General features: G+C 63.1%; 18 protein-coding genes. 10 read left to right on the top strand and 8 right to left on the bottom strand.

Annotated features, from left to right (window positions below; translation table 11 throughout):
- The first annotated feature begins 281 nt into the window (after nucleotides 1-281).
- Nucleotides 282-1,691 carry a cytochrome ubiquinol oxidase subunit I gene (locus M0D43_RS14255; RefSeq protein WP_260807286.1) on the top strand — a complete coding sequence of 470 codons (1,410 nt, stop codon included), beginning with the start codon at nucleotides 282-284 and terminating at the stop codon, nucleotides 1,689-1,691.
- The gene (gene cydB, locus M0D43_RS14250) at nucleotides 1,682-2,704 is read left to right on the top strand and encodes a cytochrome d ubiquinol oxidase subunit II (RefSeq protein WP_260807285.1); all 1,023 of its coding nucleotides are present in this window, start codon (nucleotides 1,682-1,684) and stop codon (nucleotides 2,702-2,704) included. Before M0D43_RS14255 ends, cydB begins: the two co-directional genes overlap by 10 nt.
- Before the next feature lie 88 nt (nucleotides 2,705-2,792).
- Here the strand turns inward: cydB and M0D43_RS14245 are convergent, their stop codons facing one another.
- Both M0D43_RS14245 and M0D43_RS14240 read right to left on the bottom strand, forming a co-directional pair.
- The gene (locus M0D43_RS14245) at nucleotides 2,793-2,978 is read right to left on the bottom strand and encodes a hypothetical protein (protein ID WP_260807284.1); all 186 of its coding nucleotides are present in this window, start codon (nucleotides 2,976-2,978) and stop codon (nucleotides 2,793-2,795) included.
- 172 nt (nucleotides 2,979-3,150) lie between these two features.
- A complete protein-coding gene (locus M0D43_RS14240; protein ID WP_260807283.1) occupies nucleotides 3,151-3,792 on the bottom strand; it encodes a DUF6766 family protein in 642 nt (213 codons plus the stop codon).
- 226 nt (nucleotides 3,793-4,018) lie between these two features.
- Here M0D43_RS14240 and M0D43_RS14235 point away from each other — a divergent pair, with 226 nt between their 5' ends.
- Nucleotides 4,019-4,885 carry an SDR family oxidoreductase gene (locus M0D43_RS14235; RefSeq protein ID WP_260808275.1) on the top strand — a complete coding sequence of 289 codons (867 nt, stop codon included), beginning with the start codon at nucleotides 4,019-4,021 and terminating at the stop codon, nucleotides 4,883-4,885.
- A 392-nt stretch (nucleotides 4,886-5,277) separates the two neighbouring features.
- Here M0D43_RS14235 and M0D43_RS14230 read toward each other — a convergent pair whose 3' ends face one another.
- Nucleotides 5,278-5,892 (bottom strand): DUF4142 domain-containing protein, encoded by a 615-nt coding sequence (locus M0D43_RS14230; RefSeq protein WP_260807282.1) that lies wholly within the window; start codon nucleotides 5,890-5,892, stop codon nucleotides 5,278-5,280.
- 269 nt (nucleotides 5,893-6,161) lie between these two features.
- On the opposite strand from M0D43_RS14230, the gene M0D43_RS14225 reads away from it, so the two are divergent.
- On the top strand, nucleotides 6,162-7,325 hold the full coding sequence (locus tag M0D43_RS14225; protein ID WP_252161913.1) for a zinc-dependent alcohol dehydrogenase: 1,164 nt from the start codon (nucleotides 6,162-6,164) through the stop codon (nucleotides 7,323-7,325).
- Between the two features lie 92 nt (nucleotides 7,326-7,417).
- On the opposite strand, the gene M0D43_RS14220 is transcribed toward M0D43_RS14225, so the two are convergent.
- Nucleotides 7,418-7,618: a hypothetical protein gene (locus M0D43_RS14220; protein ID WP_252165170.1), complete on the bottom strand. Its 201-nt coding sequence runs from the start codon at nucleotides 7,616-7,618 to the stop codon at nucleotides 7,418-7,420.
- 316 nt (nucleotides 7,619-7,934) lie between these two features.
- Between M0D43_RS14220 and M0D43_RS14215 the strand changes: the two genes are divergently transcribed.
- Nucleotides 7,935-8,291, top strand: coding sequence for a YkgJ family cysteine cluster protein (locus tag M0D43_RS14215; RefSeq protein WP_313905078.1), 357 nt, complete (start codon nucleotides 7,935-7,937; stop codon nucleotides 8,289-8,291).
- A gap of 9 nt (nucleotides 8,292-8,300) precedes the next feature.
- The gene (locus M0D43_RS14210; protein ID WP_252161912.1) at nucleotides 8,301-8,522 is read left to right on the top strand and encodes a hypothetical protein; all 222 of its coding nucleotides are present in this window, start codon (nucleotides 8,301-8,303) and stop codon (nucleotides 8,520-8,522) included.
- Nucleotides 8,523-8,897: 375 nt separating this feature from the next.
- On the opposite strand, the gene M0D43_RS14205 is transcribed toward M0D43_RS14210, so the two are convergent.
- Nucleotides 8,898-9,155, bottom strand: coding sequence for a hypothetical protein (locus tag M0D43_RS14205; RefSeq protein WP_252161911.1), 258 nt, complete (start codon nucleotides 9,153-9,155; stop codon nucleotides 8,898-8,900).
- Nucleotides 9,156-9,492: 337 nt separating this feature from the next.
- Between M0D43_RS14205 and M0D43_RS14200 the strand changes: the two genes are divergently transcribed.
- Genes M0D43_RS14200 through M0D43_RS14185 form a run of 4 tightly spaced genes read left to right on the top strand, consistent with a single transcriptional unit; the run spans nucleotide 9,493 to nucleotide 14,231 of the window.
- A complete protein-coding gene (locus M0D43_RS14200) occupies nucleotides 9,493-10,230 on the top strand; it encodes a DUF3348 domain-containing protein (RefSeq protein WP_252161910.1) in 738 nt (245 codons plus the stop codon).
- 10 nt (nucleotides 10,231-10,240) lie between these two features.
- The gene (locus M0D43_RS14195) at nucleotides 10,241-12,898 is read left to right on the top strand and encodes a DUF802 domain-containing protein (RefSeq protein WP_252161909.1); all 2,658 of its coding nucleotides are present in this window, start codon (nucleotides 10,241-10,243) and stop codon (nucleotides 12,896-12,898) included.
- The gene (locus tag M0D43_RS14190) at nucleotides 12,895-13,569 is read left to right on the top strand and encodes an OmpA family protein (protein WP_252161908.1); all 675 of its coding nucleotides are present in this window, start codon (nucleotides 12,895-12,897) and stop codon (nucleotides 13,567-13,569) included. The genes M0D43_RS14195 and M0D43_RS14190 overlap by 4 nt, the downstream gene beginning before the upstream one ends.
- Nucleotides 13,566-14,231, top strand: coding sequence for a DUF2894 domain-containing protein (locus M0D43_RS14185; RefSeq protein ID WP_252161907.1), 666 nt, complete (start codon nucleotides 13,566-13,568; stop codon nucleotides 14,229-14,231). The genes M0D43_RS14190 and M0D43_RS14185 overlap by 4 nt, the downstream gene beginning before the upstream one ends.
- A 374-nt stretch (nucleotides 14,232-14,605) precedes the next feature.
- Here the strand turns inward: M0D43_RS14185 and M0D43_RS14180 are convergent, their stop codons facing one another.
- From M0D43_RS14180 to M0D43_RS14170, 3 genes are all read right to left on the bottom strand, one after another.
- A complete protein-coding gene (locus M0D43_RS14180; protein WP_252161906.1) occupies nucleotides 14,606-16,747 on the bottom strand; it encodes a TonB-dependent siderophore receptor in 2,142 nt (713 codons plus the stop codon).
- Between the two features lie 80 nt (nucleotides 16,748-16,827).
- Entirely contained in the window at nucleotides 16,828-18,096 is a 1,269-nt protein-coding gene (locus tag M0D43_RS14175) for a DUF3526 domain-containing protein (protein ID WP_252161905.1), read from the bottom strand.
- Nucleotides 18,096-19,532: an ABC transporter permease gene (locus M0D43_RS14170; RefSeq protein WP_252161904.1), complete on the bottom strand. Its 1,437-nt coding sequence runs from the start codon at nucleotides 19,530-19,532 to the stop codon at nucleotides 18,096-18,098. The genes M0D43_RS14175 and M0D43_RS14170 overlap by 1 nt, the downstream gene beginning before the upstream one ends.
- Between the last annotated feature and the right edge of the window lie 9 nt (nucleotides 19,533-19,541).

The raw sequence follows: 19,541 nt of genomic DNA, 5'->3' as shown, positions 1-19,541 counted from the left end.
TCGCGGTTATATTTGCTTGATTAGCGCATCGCACTCGTAAACTGCCTGTTGTGCCTAACGCGCCGGCGCCGTTACGCACGGTGCGCTCGGTCACTCTTTTTTGCGCATGATGCGCGCAGGCTCGGCGCCATCCGCTGCAAGCGGCGCAATGCGGTGGCTTACATTCTCCGCCAAGCGCGCCTGCTCGCGCACGCTACCGTTGCCAGTTGCGCGCGTCGTCGCCCGGCTGGCGCCCCCTTGTGCTGGCACGCTCGCACACCGCCCGGCGTTAGGAGAGACCTGTGGAAGCGCTGCTGCTGTCCCGTATCCAGTTCGCCTTCGTCATTTCCTTCCATGTGCTGTTTCCCGCTTTCACCATTGGTCTGGCGAATCTGCTGGGCTTTCTGGAATGGCGCTGGCTGCGCACGCACGAGGAAGCATGGAAGCGACTGTATTTTTTCTGGTTGCGGATCTTTGCGGTGTCGTTCGGGATGGGCGTGGTGAGCGGCATCGTGATGGCGTTCCAGTTCGGCGCCAACTGGCCCGAGCTGAGCCGCATTGCCGGCAGTGTGATCGGCCCGCTGCTGAGCTACGAGGTGCTTACTGCGTTCTTCCTGGAGGCCAGCTTCCTGGGCGTGATGCTGTTCGGCTGGGGCCGCGTCTCGGAGCGTCTCCATTTTTTCGCGACCTGCATGGTGGCGATCGGCACGCTGGTGTCTACCTTCTGGATCCTGTCGTCCAACAGCTGGCTGCACACCCCGCGCGGCTACGCGCTGGTCAACGGCATCGTGCAGCCGGTCAGCTGGATGCAGATCATCTTCAACCCGTCGTTTCCGTATCGACTGGTGCACATGGCGCTGGGTTCGTTCATCACCACCTGCTTCGTGGTTGGCGGCGTCGGCGCTTATTACGTGCGCAAGGGACTGCATGTGGATGCAGGCGCGCGCATGTTGCGCTTGTCTGTGGCATTCGCCGCCATCGTGCTGCCGATCCAGGTCATGGTGGGCGACCAGCACGGACTCAATACGCTGGAACATCAGCCGCTCAAGGTAGCCGCGATGGAGGCGCACTGGCATAGCGAAGGCAATGGTGCCGGGGTGCCGTTGGTGGTGTTTGCGCTGCCCAACGCCAAGGCCGAGCGCAACGATTACGAGGTGGCCATCCCGCGACTGGGAAGCCTGATCCTGACCCATAGCGCAGACGGCGACATCGCGCCACTGACCTCGGTGCCGCGCGATCAACGGCCGCCGGTGGCGCCGGTGTTCTTTGCCTTCCGCATCATGGTGGGTCTGGGCATGGCGATGTTGGTGCTGGCCTGGATCTCGGCCCTTGCGTGGTGGCGCGGACGCTTGCATGCCAAGGCGCTGATCCTGGCCTGGAACCTCATGTTGCCCGCCGGATTCATGGCGTTGGTGGCTGGCTGGTTTGTCACCGAGATCGGGCGCCAGCCATGGGTGGTGTACGGCCTGCTGCGCACTGCCGATGCAGTGGGCCCGCAGGCGCCTGTGACGGTGGCGGTGTCGCTGCTGGTGTACGTCTTGGGCTATGCCTTCGTGTTCGGCTTCGGCATCTTTTATCTGACCAAGCTGGTGCGCGTCGGGCCGCAAGCAAGCCGCGACGGTCCGGATGTGGCAGGTGGCGAGCACACGCCGGCACGCCCGCTGTCTGCGGCAGACACGTCACTGGAACAGGAGAACACGCCATGGAAATGAGTTACTGGCTGCCGGTGGTGTGGTTCGGCGTGATTGGCTTCGGCGTGCTGATGTACGTGGTGCTGGACGGCTTCGTGCTCGGCCTGGGCATGCTGGCACCGTTCGCGCGTGACGAGCAGGAAGTGGATCTGATGATGAACACGGCCGCACCGATCTGGGACGGCAACGAGACCTGGCTGGTGCTTGGCGGTGCTGGTCTGTTCGCCGCATTTCCCACCGCGTATGCGGTGATCTTGTCCGGCCTGTATCTACCGGTGCTGCTGATGGTGATGGCACTGGTCTTCCGTGGCGTGGCGTTCGAGTTCCGCTTCAAGGCGCAGCGCTCGCGTCGGCTGTGGACGTTGTCGTTTATTGCCGGTTCGATCCTGACCGCTTTCGCACACGGCATCATCCTGGGCGCGCTGGTGGAAGGCATGCCGCTGGAGAACGGGCGCTATACCGGTGGCGTGTTCGGCTGGTTCAGCCCGTTCACCATCCTCACCGGTGCCGCGCTGGTGTTTGGTTATGCGCTGCTCGGTAGCACCTGGCTGATTCTCAAGACCGAAGGCCGCACACACACGTTGGCGAGGCAACTGACCAAACCGCTGGTAGGTGTGGTGGTGACGTTCGTGGTGTTGGTCAGCGCGTGGTTGCCGTTCCTGAGCTCGCATGTGATGGCGCGCTGGTTCGAACACGGCAACTTTTGGTGGCTCTCGCCAATTCCGCTGATCACCGCAGGCGTCGCGCTCGCACTGTGGCGCAGCAGCGACAGCTCGCGCAGCGATGCCTCGCCATTCCTGCTCACCCTGGCGATCTTCGTGCTGGGCTTTATCGGCCTGGTGCTGGGGATGTGGCCTTACCTGGTGCCGCCGAGCTACACCATCTGGCAGGCAGCATCGCCACCGTCGTCGCAAATCTTCCCGATGGTGGGCCTGGTGATCCTGCTACCACTGGTGCTCGGCTATACCGTGTGGTCGTACCGTGTGTTCCGCGGCAAGATCGCCGCCGACGTCGGTTATCACCATCACCACTGAGATGGTGCGGGACTGAGACACGTGCAAGATGCAATACGCTGGCGCGCACACGCAGAGATGCGGGCGCTGGCGATGCTGCTGATGTGCGTCAGCGTTTTTCCGAGCCATCCGGTCGCTCATAGTCGTGCTCGGGGTCGGCCTTGTTTACGTCACGGTCTTCGTCGGGCATGTCATGCGCTTTCCATTCGGCATCCTCATTGCGACGCTCCTGCGGCGTGAACGGCTTTTTCTGATCATCCGCCGGACCCCACGGCTTCTTCGGTTCGCTACCCACGCTCTTCTCCTGACTGTTCGTTGTGATCCAACGCTAGGCGAGCAGGCATTGCACCGTGGTGAACGCAGCCACGTGGCGGCGTGAAGTGCGTGCTTGCTGATGTGGTGTTTACATGAAGGCAGATGCCCTGCTACGGGCGTCTGGCGACCGCGCTGCAGGTATGATTGCCGCTCTACCCGCCAGTCTGCGAATGCGGCGCCTCTACCGGTTTCGACTGTGGAGAGTCTTTTTGCCGTAACCAGATGGTCAACACCACCAGCGAAAACACCGCCAGGAATTCGCTCTGCCAGTTCTGCATGGATTCGAACCAGAACGAAGCGCTGGTGAAATGCGCAAAAATCGTGATCGGCGGCAACCCTTTCTGCGCATCTTCCAGCACCTCCAGCCGCCAACTCCCGACCAGGTGCAGCACAAAGCTCATCAGGAATAGCGCACCAAACGCGATCGCCAGCGAGTGGTCGTACAGGCGTCGCCACAATCCACCGACGCGCACCGGCCAGGGCGTGGTTCCGGGTTTGATCTCGGAGGTTGCGTCTGCAGGATCGAGCGGACGCGATTCGGCGGAGCCCACCTGACGCAACTTCACGGTGAGCAACACGTACATGCCCATCTGCAAAAATTCGCTCTCCCAGTTCTCGAACAGTGCAGACATGAAATGCGGGCTGTGCAGATACGCACAGAGCAACAGCGTTGGCTGACCCTGTTCGCGTAACTCATCGTTGTACGCGTGCAGCCCCGCGTAGATTTGGCACCCAATAAAGAACACGGTCAGCCCAAGCAGACACAACGACAGCCCATTCCGACGCAAGAACATGGATGATCTCCTGACAATGCGCGCAGTATCGAGCGTCGTCGGCAAAAACGCATGAAGTTTACGTGCATCCACCTTGTACCGCTCGCACCCACATCCTCGATGAGATGGATGCAGCGGGCATGCCGCGATATGGCACACACGCGACGCCGACATCGCTTAGCCCGGATGTTTACGTTTGCGTGACCACACTGATGTTCATCAACGATCCTACCGTCAGGAGACAACAATGCCTGTACCCAACTATCCACGCCCGCCATTCAAGCCGCAGCAACAAAGCTTTCCCGGCCGCACCAAAAGAATGGAACCGCGCCCGGATCATGGTGAGGATAGCTATGTGGGCCACGGCCAGTTGAAGGGCAAGCGCGCATTGATCACGGGCGGCGACAGCGGCATTGGCGCCGCGGTTGCCATTGCCTATGCACGGGAAGGCGCCGATGTGGCAATTGCCTATTTACCTGACGAGCAAGAAGATGCAGCGCAGATTGGCGCATTGATCGAAAAGGCCGGCGTCAAGGCACTGTTGGTGGGCTGCGACATCAGCGATCCCGGTCAGGCAGCAACCTTGATCGACAAGGTCAATAGCACACTGGGCGGACTGGATATTTTGGTCAATAACGCCGGTTACCAGAAGTATTTCGAAAGTTTCGACGACATCACCCTGGACGAGTGGCGCAAAACGTTCGACACCAACGTGCATGCGGCCTTCAACCTGGTGCGCTTGTCGGTGCCATTGATGACAGACGGCGGATCCATTATCAACACCGCCTCGGTGCAGTCGAAGAAGCCCACTCCGAATATCCTGCCCTACGCCGCAACCAAGGGCGCGCTGGCCAACCTCACCATCGGCCTGGCAGGCGTGTTGGCGGAGAAGAACATCCGCGTCAATGCGGTGCTGCCTGGTCCGATCTGGACACCTTTCATCCCCTCCGGCATGGATGAAGAGTCGGTTGAGAACTTCGGCTCGCAAACGCCGATGGGGCGCCCTGGTCAGCCAGTTGAACTGGCATCGGCTTACGTCATGCTGGCAGCCGATACGGCTAGTTACACCTCGGGCACCTTGCTGACGATCTCTGGTGGCGCGGTGACGCTGTAACGCCGCCGCACTGTTACCAGGCCCGTGTCGCTTCTGGAGCGATGCGGGCTTTTTGCTTCGCGCGTCTAACCTTTGACGATCACGAGCATGGTTGGTGCCGCCTTCTCTTGCTTACATAGCAGTACAAGCGCAGTTGCGTGTCGGGTGAGCAAGCAGACGCAACATGCTGTGCTCGACGTCTGTGAAGAACAGCTCCACCGTGTAATTTCGCCAGGTTTTCACCCAAAAACAGGCAACGTTCGCTGCCTGTCTTGGTTCTCGCGTACATCACTCAACACGGTTGTCGTTCATCATGCAACGTAGTGGTCACGTTGCCGAATCTGCGCAGCGCGTACGGGTAGCGCGTTTATAGCAGGCTGCGCCATCGTTCAGATCTCCGACATGACGCGCGATCAGTGCGGCTGGCCTTGCTTGGCGCGCAGCGCCCTGGCGTGTTCCAGATGCTCGGCAATGGTTTCGCGTGCGCGCTGCAACTCCTTGCCCAGGTCGCTGGAGCCCGGCTCGCTGCTCAGCTGCGTGTCGAGCAAGGCCAAGGCCTGCTGGTGGCTTTCCACGCTGGACTGCAGATACTGCGATGCGAACTGCTGCCCGTGCAGATCTTGCAGACGTTTGCGCGCATCCTCTGCGCCTGCGGCGGCGGCGGGAGCAAGCGTGCCATTACGGTCCGGAGCAAAACGGCTAAGGTCGGTCAGCGCGGCACCATGGGCCTCATCCATCTTGCGCGCGAACGCAAGCACCTCTCCTTCCACTCCCTTCACCACCGCCAGCTGCGCGAGCGTGCGCTCGTTCTCATTGAACACGGCTAGCGCACCCAGCGCGTGCTTGCGGTCGCGCGAGTCGTCCACGCTGTCGCGCAACGGATCGCCGTGCGGTGGCGTTGCACCGACCACCGCTACTGCATGTTGCTGCCGGCCCTGTGCATCGCTTGCCAGGCCCTGACGACGCTGCCAAGCCTTGTACGCGACGTAGCCCACTGCGCCTGCAGTCACCATCTTGAAAATTCCCATTGCTGTCTCCTGTTGATCGCGCGCTTTCCTCGCGCTTGGTCGGTGATTGTCGAGTTCGCATGGTTTGCGCCAGCTAAATGCCCGCGTTCCCAGCACGTCGAATGAGCCTGCGAGCGCGGGAGTTATCCAGACGTGACCTGCGCATCAACGGGGCGTCGGTGAGCGAGCGCGTGCACACCGCGCCCACGTGCCGTGCTGACAGGCTTAACGCGATCGCACAAACACTAAAGGTCGTTGCCGCGTCCTCACGTCTACAGGAGACAATAGATATGCTTGCCCTCAATTACCACGGCGCACACGATGTGCGCGTCGAAACCGTACCCGATCCATTATTGGTCGAACGCGACGACCTGATCCTGCGCGTTACCGCCACCGCCATTTGCGGTTCGGATTTGCATCTGTACCGCGGCAAGATTCCCGACCTGCGTCCCGGTGACATCCTTGGCCACGAATTCATGGGCATCGTCGAAGAGGTTGGCCCGGATGTCACGGCAGTCAAACCCGGCGACCGCGTGGTCATTCCATTCGTAGTCGCCTGCGGGCGCTGTTTCCATTGCGTTCTGCAGGAATTTTCGGCCTGCGAAACCACCAATACCGGCAAGGGTGCTGCGCTCAATCACAAGGACATGCGCCCGCCTGCGGCGCTGTTTGGTTTCAGCCATTTGTACGGTGGTTTATCCGGTGGCCAAGCCGAGTATGTGCGCGTGCCCAAGGCCAATGTCGGCCCACTGGTGATACCGGATGCCTTGCACGACGAGCAGGTGCTGTTCTTGTCCGACATCCTGCCGACTGGCTACCAGGCGGTGATCGATGCCGGCGTCAAACAGGGTTCTACCGTTGCCATCTTCGGCGCAGGCCCGGTCGGCCTGATGGCCGCAGCGTGTTGCCGCATGCTGGGGGCCGAACGTATCTTCATGGTCGACCGACACGCGTATCGGCTCGACTTCGCATCCAAGACCTATGGCGTGATTCCGATCAACTTCGACGACATCGACGATCCGGCCGATGTGATCGTCTCGCAAACCGATGGCCGCGGCGTGGACGCCAGCATTGAGGCAGTCGGCTTCGAAGCCGAAGGCAGCGCAATCGAAACAGCGCTCACCAATTTGAAGCTGGAAGGCAGCAGCGGCGTTGCGATCCGGCAATGCATTGCCGCGACCCGTCGCTGCGGTGTGGTGAGCGTGCCGGGCGTGTATGCCGGTTTCATCCACGCCTTCATGTTTGGCGATGCGTTCGACAAGGGCCTGAGCTTCAAGATGGGCCAGACGCATGTGCAAAAGCATATGCCGCATCTACTGGAATGCATCGGCAATGGTCAGCTCAAGCCGAGCTCGATTATTTCGCACCGCATGCCGCTGGCTGACGCAGCGCGTGGCTACGAACTATTCGAAAAGAAACAGGACGATTGCCGCAAGGTCGTGCTCACGCCGTAAGCGCAGCGATGTTGCAGATGCAGACGGCGCGGTCATCGAGTGCGCCGTCTGCGTTTCTGTTCTGTGCTGCGGTTGCGCGCTGCCGAACAGGCTCAATCCAGCGCTTTGGCCGGCACGAAGGGCGATACAGGATCACTGGCCGGGAAGGTTTCTTCCACCGCTTCGTCTTGCAGCGCGTCTTGCTTTTTCCTGTCGTGCTGCGCCTGATCGTGACCGGTGGCTTGATCGTGCGTGGTTGGAATCCGGTCGGATGTACGCATTGCGCTTTCCTGATAAGTGATGCGGATGTCCACGCTACGGCGCGCCGTGTTGGCACAGGTGAAAGCGTCTTCGCGCATCAACGACAAAGGCAACGTGATGCACCACACGCACTGCAACCGCTGCGGCGAGGCATTACCGCCGGATGCGGCACAGCCAGGCGGCCATCTCGGACAAACGCCGCAGCGTTGCTGGCCTGTGCTTCCACACGGACGGCCACCTGCAGGTATGTTGCTTGCCGCAGGCAGCAATGGCCTGGAAATTCCGGCTCCCAACAGCGCGGACCATCCAGTTGCCCAGCACACCTGCTGCTGCGCGGCGTCGGTTCACACCCTGACGCGTCCAGGGTGTATGGTGCATAGGCGGCCGGAACCGGTGTCGCCCTCATTCTATCTGGCCTTTTCCATCGACAATCTCTGCGAACGCTGCGACGCCGTCTGTTGCCGGCTCACCGTCATGGTCGATCCATCCGACCGCATTCCACAGCATCTCACCAGCGTGACGCCACAGGGCTGGCACGTGATGGCGCGCGACGAGGAAGGCTGGTGCGTGGCCATCGACGCTGCGCGCATGTGTTGCTCGATCTACGAGACGCGGCCGGCGATCTGTCGGCGTTTCGTCATGTCCGGCCCGTATTGCCGCGACGTGCGTGCCACCTACGACGACCAACGCCGCCGGGGCATTCCCTTGACGCTGTACAACGCATGAGGATTCGCGATGAATAATTCCCGCCGCCAGTCGATGACCGTCAGTAACCAGCCAGGCAAGCCGCGCTTGTCGGAACAGCGTTTAGCCGCCGATCTGGCAGCGTTTCAGCAATCCGGTGGCGCAATCGAACGATTAGGCGATACACCGCTGCGTCGCGAAAAAAAGCGCGACGCGCCAGACTCTGCGCCGGCAGCTGCAATCAAACCGGCCGTCGAAGCCGACGCCAAGTAAGCAGCGCAGGGGTAGCAGGCGTGCTGCGCCGGTCGCTTCAGCTGCACCATCTGCAGCACAAAACCGGCTGGGCGACTGCAGGGATCGCAGCGCCCATGCAGCGCCAAGATCAATTGGTCGAATGCCTGCCTTACAGGGACGTTGGCGATTGGCCATCTGCCCCGTATTGCCGCTGCATTCAGATCGATACGGCGCATCACGTGCTGCGTCACCGGGTGCATCTCGGCCACGTAGTCGCATCCCGCCGCGATCGCAGAGCAGATCCGAGAGGCACGGCGATCACCACAACAACGCGACGACGGCAGCTGCTGATCTGCGTCACCCTGCAGGCACCTGCACGAGCACGCCACTACCGCAGCAGCCAGAACTCAAACGTCATGCTTCGGTGTAGGCGCAGCCATCTCGCGAAGGAATCGACGGTGACAGCAGCTCTGCGCGCTTGATCGCGCCAAGCCGTTGCGCCAGAGAGGCCATTTCGTTGGCCAGTGCGATCATGTTGCCGCCGGCCTGCGCCGCGATGCCCATGATGCGTTGATATGCGTCCCAGAAGTCCGGCCCATTGCCATAGGCATCGTGGAACCCTTGCAGCTCCAAGACCAGCAGATCGGACAGTTGTATGTCGGAGCGGTCCATTGTGTTACCTCATTGGGATTTCCCGGACCGCAGCTTATACCCGTTCACCTTACAAAACCGGGTCAGCCAGACGGCGGCGCATCTGAACCTGAATTGGTTACGGAGCTCACAGGCGCTTGCCGCGGCGCCTTGCGGTTGGGGCTGCTTATACCACCGCCTGTGCGGGCCGGCTGAGTGTCGCGCAGGCGGCGAGCCGGCCGCCACATGTCCGCTCGCCGCCCCACACCAGCTCGGCTGAATGCCACCACAGATGGACCCTGCGGTTTGTCGGCAGCTGCCGCACACCAGGCCGAGCTGTGCGCATTCCCGTGTAAAATGCCCGGTTTTGAACGGAAGAATGGCGAAAGTTTCTCCACGGGCGCCCTTGTCGGGCCCGGCGTTCATTCGCCTGCTTGCTCGCCTCAGCGATGGGCACATCGCCCAATCCAACCACGTGCTGGCCGACAGGCTGAGCCAGTGGATCGATTGGACACGGGCGGTTGCTGTGTCCAAGGCGCTAGACGGCAAGCTCCCCGACACCGACGACCTGCCCGAACTGCGCCCGCTCGATGCGCAGGCTTGCGCACGCGTGCGCAACGGGCTGGCCACCAGCAGCGTGGCCGAGTTGGACGCGCTGGTTGTGCGCGTGCGTGCTGAGACCCGCAATGCCGTAGGCGCAGATGCACCCGCCGCTTCGCCCGACTACGCGCCGTTCCGCCAGCATTACCTGGCCATGCAACGCGCCATGCGCACCGCCACCGGCGATTTGCGCGGGCGCCTGCGTGATCTGCTTGCAGTGGCCTCCACTGACATGGCTCGGCTGGCCGAAGTGGACGCGGTGATGGAGCTGACCCTGAGCCCGCGCGAGCAGAACTTGTTGAACACCGTGCCGAGCCTGCTCGGCGCACATTTCGAACGCTTGCGCGATGCGGCGCAGGCGCACAACCCGCCAGCCGATGACGATGCCGCCCCACGCGCGGTGTCCGATGGCTGGCTGGATGTCTTTCGCAAAGACATGCAGAGCGTGTTGCTCGCCGAACTGGATGTTCGTTTTCACCCGATCGAAGGCCTGCTTGCAGCGCTTCGTACCCGCTAACTGGGACGTCATGTTCAGAACTCTCGTACACGTGTGTGTGTTTCTCGTCGGCCTGTTGGCTGTTTGCTGGGTCGGCATCGGTTATCTCGGCTCCAACCCGCTCGGCGCCTGCGTCGTGGCGGTGATCGGCGCTTGTTATGTGGCCGGCGCGCTGGAGCTGTATCGCTACCGCCAGGCCACTGCGACGCTGGAAGCGGCAGTCGACGGACTGATCACTGCACCTTCGGCACTAAGCGAATGGCTGCAGGCGGTTCACCCGAGCCTGCGCAATGCCGTGCGCCTGCGCATCAAGGGCGAGCGCGTCGCGTTGCCGGCACCGGCGCTGACGCCGTATCTGGTCGGCTTGCTGGTGTTGCTCGGCATGCTCGGAACGCTGCTCGGCATGATGGCCACGCTCAAGGGTACCGGTTTTGCATTGCAGAGCGCCACCGACCTGCAGGCCATCCGCGGCTCGCTCGCCGCACCGGTGGAAGGCCTGGCATTTGCATTCGGCACCTCGATTGCCGGCGTGGCGACATCGGCCATGCTGGGTCTGCTGTCGGCACTGTGCCGGCGCGAGCGCCTGCAGGCGGTGCAGCGGCTGGATCTGAAAATCGCCTCCGAGCTGCATCCGCATTCGGATGCGCATCAACGTGGCGAAGCGTTCAAGCTGCAGCAGCAGCAAAGCGCCTTGATGCCGGCCTTGATCGACCGGCTGCAGGCGCTGATGCACGACATCGAGCAGCACAGCATTGCTGCCGAAGAACGCCTGGCCGCACAGCAGGCGGACTTTCACGCAAAAAGCGAAGCGGCGTATGCGCGGCTGGCCACCGCACTGGAGCAATCGCTTCAGGCCGGTGTCGCCGAAAGCGCACGTGCCGTCGGTGCGGCGTTGCAGCCGGCGATGGAAGCCACCATGACCAGCATCGCGCGCGACACCGCCGCATTGCAGGCGCACGTCACCCTAGCCGTACAGCAACAGTTGGACAGCATCACCCACGGCTTCCAGACCAGCGCCAGCACTGCAGCCGAGCACTGGAGCATGGCACTGGCTGCGCAGGAGCGCACCCAGCAGACCCACAACGTGCAGCTGCAGACCACGCTGGAACAGATTGCCGGGCACAGTGTTGCCTTGCAGGAGGGCGTGGGCAGCGCCGTGCAACAGCAGTTGCACGGGGTGAGTGCAGCCATCGAGCAGAGCGCACGCACGGCCGCCGAACACTGGCAGGTGGCGTTGGCCGCGCAGGAACGCACGCAGCACACATTGACCGAGCAGTTGCAGAGCATGCTGGAACAGATCGACCAGCGCAGCGTTGCCGTGCAGGACAGCGTCACCCAGGCCGTGCAGCAGCAATTGAGCGCACTCAACGATGGCGTTGCCCGCAGCACCGCGGCCACTGCCGACACCTGGGCCGCCGTGCTTGCCGAACAGCAACGCGCCACCGAAGCGCTCAGTACACAACTGCACGCCACCCTCGAGCAACTGGCGCAGCAAACCAGTGCATTGCACGACAGCGTGCAGCAGGCCGTGCAGCAGCAGCTGGACGGGTTGAGCAGCGGCTTCGAAACCAGCACCGCCACTGCAGCGGCAACCTGGACGACCGCGGTGACCGAACAGCAGCGCGCCAATCACGCGCTCACCCAGGACTTGCAAAACACGCTCACGCAATTCGCCAGCACCTTCGAGGCACGTTCCACCGCGTTGGTGGATGCGGTCTCACAGCGCATGGAACAATCCAGCAGCGACACCGCCAGCGCGTGGAGCGATGCACTGGCCCAGCAACAACAGGCCAGCGCGACGTTGTCCAGCCAACACCACAGCGCACTGGCCGCGGCCACCGCCAGCTTCGACGCGCATGCGGCGGCCCTGGTCGGCACCTTGCAGCAATCGCACACCGACCTGCAGACGGCCTTGGAAACCCGTGACACCGAGCGCCTGGCGTTGTGGAGCGAGCGCTTCGGCGCGATGAGCACCGCCTTGACCACACAGTGGGAACAGACCGGCGAGCGCGTCGCCCAGCAACAGCAAGCCATCTGCGACACCCTGGCCCGCACCGCCAGCGAGCTGTCGACGCAGGCGCAGGCACAGGCCAGCGCGACGATCACCGAAGTGTCGCGCCTGATGCAGATCGCCTCCGAAGCGCCGAAAGCCGCAGCCGACGTCGTCGCCGAGCTACGCCAAAGCCTGTCCGAAAGCATGGTGCGCGACGCCGCCATGTTGGAAGAACGCAGCAAGCTGCTTGCGACCTTGGACACCTTGCTCAACGCGGTCAATCACGCCTCGACCGAGCAACGCGAAGCGGTGGATGCATTGGTCACCACCTCGGCCGACCTACTGCAGCGCGTGGGCAACCAGCTCACCGAGCAGATCGGCAGCGAAACCGGCAAGCTCGGCGCGGTGGCCGCACATGTCAGCGGCAGTGCGGTGGAAGTCGCCAGCCTGGGCGAAGCCTTCGGCATGGCGGTGCAGCTCTTCAGTGGCACCACCAGCGAGCTCAACGAGCGGCTACAGCATGTCGCCACTGCATTGGATGCGTCGCTGGCACGCAGCGACGAGCAGCTTGCCTATTACGTTGCGCAGGCGCGCGAAGTGGTCGACCTCAGCATGCTGTCGCAGAAGCAAATCATCGAAGAACTGCGCCAGCTCGATCGCGGACGTAGCGAGACCGGCGAAGCAGAAACAGCATGAGCGACGAGATCGAAAACGACGGCGAGCTGGGCACCCCCATCTGGGCAGCGTTCGGCGACCTGATGTCGGTTTTGCTTGGCGCGTTCATGCTGATCCTGGTCGGCGTGATCGGTGTGCAGTTGCAGCTGTCTAGCCGCCTGGACGAAGCCGTCAAACAACGTCAGGCCGAAGCGCAACGTCGCCAGACGCTGGAACAGGCACTGGCCGCACCGCTGGCCGCCGGCCGCGTGACCCTGGTCGATGGCCGTATCGGCATTCGCGGCAATGTGCTGTTCGCGTTCAACTCCGATGAACTGCAGCCCGAAGGACGCGAGGTGTTGAAGTCGCTCGCCGCGCCATTGGCGCAATACCTGCGCGCGCGCGAAGAGATCCTGATGGTCAGCGGCTTTACCGACGACCGCCCGGTGCTGGGCGGCAACCGTCGCTACGCCGACAACTGGGAATTGTCCGCGCAACGCGCGCTCACGGTGACGCGTGCCTTGATCGCCGAAGGCGTACCCGCATCATCTGTGTTTGCGGCCGCATTCGGCTCGCAGCAACCGGTAGATTCCAACGCCGACGAAGCCCGCCGCGCAAAGAACCGACGCGTGGAGATCGCACCGATCGCGCGTCCGTCATCGTCGCGCAAAGGGGCATCGACTCGGCCCGCAGCAACCGCTGCACCGCGATGAGCAAATCAGCACTCTCCGCACGCACCCAACTGGAGCGCTGGCGCAGCCAGGGCGCCGATCAGCTGGATCCGGTGCGATTCCATCTGATGGAATCCTTGGCAGCGCGTGCCGATGCGCAGGCCGATGCAGTGCGAGAGGTGCTGGAGCACAAGCTCGGCGCGTTAGTCGATGGTTATGCGGCAGCACTGCAGCAGACAACGCCTCGCCGTGCCGGCAGGGGTGCGGCGGCGGCGCCAACGCCAGCGTCGTCGCAGGCCAGCGCATTGGGTGCACTCACCGCGCAGATGGCCGGGCATGCGGCATTGATGGAAGTGGACAGCCGCAAGACCGCCAGCGCAGATGCCATGCTGTTTCCGGAGCTGCCGGCACTGGACGATTTCCGCCGCACCTGGACCACCGTGCGCACCGCCAGCCAGGTGCGACAGTCGCTGCAGGATGCCCCCAAGGATGCCGGCCCACTCAATTCCAGCGTACTGGTGCACCGCTGCATCACGCTGATGCGTGAGTGTTCGCCCGGCTATTTGCAGCATTTCCTGGGCTATGTCGACGCGTTGTCGTGGCTGGAGCAGCTGCATACCGGCGGCGCGTTGGCCAACCAAGAGGCCGTGCCGGTGACCTCTGGCAAGAAACGCAACAAAAGCCCCTCGAAGCGACGCGGTTAGAACGGCACACTGCATATCGGGCATACGCGCAAGGCAGCCTGTTTTCAAAGCTGCATCTCGGCACAGGGCTTGGCTGGACACCAGCGTGTTGAGCATGACCTTGCTTGCGCGTCTGTGCTGCGGCAACGTCTGCTGCGTTTGAATCAATGTGCAATTGCAATTGCTATCGCAACTGCAACTGCGATTACGCACGGACGCAGGGACGCACGGACGCACGGACGCACGGACGAGTTCATGGAACCAGCGAACGGCGCGCAGCGATAACCTTGAGTGCCGCACGCCCTCGGCCCGAGCATCGTTGCCATCACTACCGCCTGCATCCCCCGCAGTGGCTCAGGTGTCGATCGCCGGTTCTGCTTGCGCTGGAACCTCAATCAGAACCGCAAATGCGCACCCACCGTCCAACTCCGCGGCGCTCCGGGATACACCCACTGCTCGCTGTACGAAAATGCAGCGTAGCGGCGGTCGGTGAGGTTCTCGACCTTGGCATACAGGCGTAGCCGGTCGCTCACATCGTAATGGCCGACCACGCGCCACACGGTGTATGCCGGCAACACAAAATCGGTATTGCTATCCACCGAGCCTAGTCGTTCGCCGGTGTGCGACACGCCCAGCCCTATCGCCGCGCTACGCTTGCCCGTCAATGGCTGCTCGTAGTTCAAGAATGCGTTACCGCTGAAACGCGGCACATTCGGAAATCGCCGCCCCTCGGCCAGTCCGGTGCCGGCGGCAGCCGCGCTGCTGCGCGTGACGTGTGAATCGGTGTAAGCCAGGCCCACCGATGCGGCCAGATGCGGGGTTAATCGCCCGAGCAGATCCAGCTCCACGCCTTGGCTGCGCATTTCGCCCACCGGAAGCGAAAAACTGGTGTCGGCCGGGTCCAGGCTCAACACGTTTTTCTTATCGATGCGGAACGCGGCCAGCGTGGCTTCCAGGCCATCGCCGGGCTGCACGTATTTCAAGCCTGTCTCCAGCGAGCGGCTCTTTTCCGGTGCAAAGCTTTGCCCGTTGGCGCCGACACCGCTGTTGGGGCGAAAGCCCGCTGCCGCACTCGCATACAGCGAAAGCGCATCGTCGACATGGAAAGTCAGACCTGCACGCGGGCTCACCACGCCGTCGGATGCGCGCTGGGTCGTGCCGCGCAAGCGATTGTCCAGGTCTTGCTGGTAGTGGTCGTAGCGCAGGCCGAGCAAGGCTTTCCAGCGCGCGCCCAGATCGATCTGATCCTGCGCGTATACGCCCCACACCTGTTGGCGCTCATCGGTATCGGTGATGGTGGCCAGCCGCCCCGGCTGTGCCACGCCGTAACGCGGCGCCAGCACGTCGATGCTGTATGGCGTGGCCGCAGAACGGGCGCGTTGCTGAAAGCGGCTGTCGTCGAAACGGTTGCCGTCGATGCCGAACAACACGTTATGCGTGACCCTACCCGCCTGCAGGCTGCCAAGCAGTTCTGCACGCGCGGCGATATCGCGGCCCTGGTAATCACGATACCGGCGTTCGCGGCGCAAGGTGCGCTGGTCGGCTTGCAGCGTCCAGGGTTCGGTGGAAAACCCGTGCATGCCGCTATCGCGGTAGGTCGCCCCACCCTGCAACGACCATGTCTGATTCAAACCATGCACCACGAACAGCTGGTGTCCGGTGGAATGCAGGTCGATATCGCCATCGCGCGGCTCGCCCAGAAAACGCGACGCCGGCAGCCGGTTGGCATCGCCGTCGATGGCAGTCACGCCACGATCGAACGGCGCATGGATCCGCACGGCTTCCAGTTCATACGACACCGTGGTCTCGGGTGTCGGCATCCACAACAGCGACGGCGCCAGCAAGGTGTTATCGCTGTCGACGGTGTCGCGAAAGCTGTGCTGATCCTTGTGCATCACGTTCAAGCGGTACGCGAGGCTCTCGCTCAGTGGGCCGGTGCTGTCGACCGCGGCGCGATAATTGTCGAAGCGGCCCGCCGACACATCCACGCTGTTCTGCGCTTGAAACAGCGGCTTTTTGGTGATGATGTTGACCGCCCCACCCGGCTCGCCACGGCCGTACAAGGCCGACGCCGGCCCCTTGATGACTTCGATGCTCTGCGTGTTGGCCGCATCCCGCAGGCCGTTGTAACCGCGGCTGGCATTGAAGCCGTTGACCATATAGTCCGAACTGAAGTTCGGGTCTCCGGTGAAGCCGCGCATCGAATAGCTGTCCCACAGCCCACCCAGGTTGTTGGCCTTGGTGATGCCGCTGGCCAGTTCCAGTGCACCGGCCAGATCGGTAACGCCGGCATCGTCCAGCAAGGTCCGATCAAGCACACGCGCACTGATCGGCAAATCACGCAGCGGCGCATCGGTCTTGGTAGCACCGGTAATGCTCAGTGCGCGGTACGGCGTGTACAGGCTGCGCACCTGCACCGCGTCCAGATCGGGCGCCTGCAACTCGGCGGCCTGCCCGCAGGCAATGCTGCAGGCGCAGGCCAGTAGGCTGAGCAGGGGCGGCGTGTGCCGCATGCGGCGGCGCGAGAACACGGGCATCGGGCAAACTCCTGAAAGACCTGGGCGCAGCACGCCTGGATCGCAAGTGAAAAGAAGCGAGAGGTAAAGCGCGGCTATCGCTATGAAGCAGGATCGGCGGTTGCATCGAAACGTGGCGCACGCTCGAAGTCGTCGCGCGTAAACGGGCGGTCGCGGAACAGATAGCCATAGTAAAACGTGCGCAGCACCCGGTGATACGCGCGAACGCGGTCCTGATACGCCAGCTGCGCCTGCAGATCGGTGTCGGCCAGGCGCGTCAGCGCGGCCTGCAGCGCAACCGGCGGCAGCACGCTGGCCACGCGCTGCGCCAGCGCTTGGCGACGCTGCAGACCATGGCGATACGCTGCCACCTGCGGCGCCACCTGCTGGTCGCCATTTTCATGGAATGCGAAGTACCACTTGTAGTGGAATGCCGCGGTCAACGGCGCCGAATCGGCCCATTGCCGATTGCGCGCATAGAACGCCTGCATGGTGTCCTGGCGCGGGATATCCCAGGCATGGTTGACCGCCTCGCGCTGCAGCCGCGCAATCTCGATGCCCTGATTGACTGGCACCGCCTGATTGATCGCCACATGCGCCAGCGCAGGAGCCACCAACGCCAGCACCACCCAGCAGGTGGCCAATGCGGTTGCATGCGCCGCAGGCCGCCACTGGATGCGCCCCACCAGCACCGACAACACTACCCAGAACAGCAGATAGCCTGCGCCCAGCGCCAGCACTGCCAGAAGCTGCAGCAACGGCACCGCATTGAGCGTGGCGAAAATGACGAACGGCACGCTCAAGCACAACAGTACCGCTGCGGCACGAACCACCACACGCCGCACCAGCAGCGCGGCGCCTGCGCCCGGCAGTGCGGCGAGCATGCGCGCCCGGCCTGCGTCTCGCTCGCCCGAACGCAGATCGAACAGCAATGCGATCACGAACAGGGGTAGCAGGAACACCAGCACGAACGCATAGTCGAAACGGCCGGCCAGGGCGAGCTCGGGGTTGTAGCTGTCGCCATCATGGATCTGCGCTTCCAGCCCCAACGCGCGCACGCGCAAAATGTAGGGCGAAACATCGCGCATGCCCACCGCTGCAAACGCTAACGGCGATGGCGTGTCCCAGGTGGGGTAAAAGCTGTAATAGGCCGCGCTGCCGGCATCGTTGGAACGCGCGACATAGTCTTCCACCGCTGCGCTGTCTTCGCGCTGTAGCGCCGCAATCTTCGCGATATTGTCGCGTTGCGCCGCAATCACGCGCTGGCCGGACAACAGGCTGCAGATGGTCAGCACGGCAAGCAACAACAGGCCGGCAAGCGCCGCACGTGCGCGCAGCAGCAACAGCAGTTCGTATTTCCACAGCACCATCAGCGCGCGACTCCCACACGTCGCCCGGCTGCGACCAGCATGCAGAACGCAACAAGCAACCAGGCGCCGATCAGGCCAAGCGCCGCGCTTGCCGTGCCGATCACCTCGGTGGTGGACGCGGGCTGGAAGGCGAACACTGGAATCTCGTGCCAATGCTCGGACGAAATGCGCTTACGGCGGTCGGCACCGGCATCCTGCGCGGTGTCGTCTGCCATACTCACTGCATCGGCCTGCAACTGATTGAGTTGTTGCACCAGCGTGTAACGATACTGCTCAGCCTGCGCCAGGAACCGCAGATGCGCGCGCAGATCGGTTTCTGCCAGCGTCATCGACACCTCGCGCAGCGCCACCGTCGGGCTAAGCAACGCAAATGCGCGTACCAGCAGATTCTGCTGCTGCTGGATGGATGCATCGCGGCCTGCATAGCGCTCGAACAGGCTTGCGGTCAGCCGCTCGCCTTCCAGCGCCAGCAAGCCCTTGTAGTTCACCGGCAGGTCTTCCACGCGCTGCACGCCGTAATGGGCCAACGTCTGCTGCTTGAATTGCGCAAAGTGCGGGTCGTCCGGGTTGTGACTGTCGCCGAGCGTGCGCAGGTCGCGCTGAATCGCCACATCGGTTGCCAATCGAGTCGGCAGCCGGTAGGCGGCACTGGCCACGTCCGGTGCGACGCGCGGCACCAGCAAGGCCAGCCACACCCACACCGCCAGCGACACCAGCAGCGCATCGCGGCCGCGTCGGCACAACATCGATATCGCAAGCACCAACGCACACCACACCAGCAGATACACGCTATAGGCCAGCACCAGCAGCGCGACCAGCACTGCCTGGCCCGGCAACATCGCGATAGGTGCCAGGCCGACCAAGGCCGGCAGCAGGCAGGCGCCAGCCACAGCCGCCAGCGCAAGATATTTGCCGCCAAGCAATTGCCGGCGCGTGGCGCCCTGCAGCAACAGCGCGCGCAAGGTACCGGTTTCCTGCTCGCGCGCGACTGCGCCATAGCCGAGAAACACCAGCATCAACGGCGCCAGTACCTGCAACACAAAAGCAGGCGTCAACTGCCCGAAGCGCACCAGCAACGAGCTCTGACGCACATCGCCGAAGTTGGCGGTGTTCTGGCGATGGCCTTCCAGAAACATACTGTTGCCGGTGAACGCATCCACGCCCGAATCGAATGCGGCCAGCGCAGGCAACGGGCGGTAGATGAAATGGCCGTAATGCACCACGCGGTGCGGATGCCGGTCCGGCTGCGCTTCGAATGCCTGCTGTGCGGCGTGTTGCTGACGCACACGGAAATCGGCAACTTCGCGTTGATGGTGCGCAGCGGTCAACGCCGCCACCAGGGTGAGCAACATCAACAACACTACACCGATGGCAGCGGAGCGGTTGCGCGCCATGAAGCGCAATTCTTCGCGCGCGACCAACAACACGGGACTCATGCGGACAGC

The organism is Xanthomonas prunicola, assembly GCF_025266575.1.
Taxonomy (GTDB): domain Bacteria; phylum Pseudomonadota; class Gammaproteobacteria; order Xanthomonadales; family Xanthomonadaceae; genus Xanthomonas; species Xanthomonas prunicola.
Note: the sequence above shows the minus strand (reverse complement) of the source record. Positions and strands in the feature narration are given on the sequence as shown.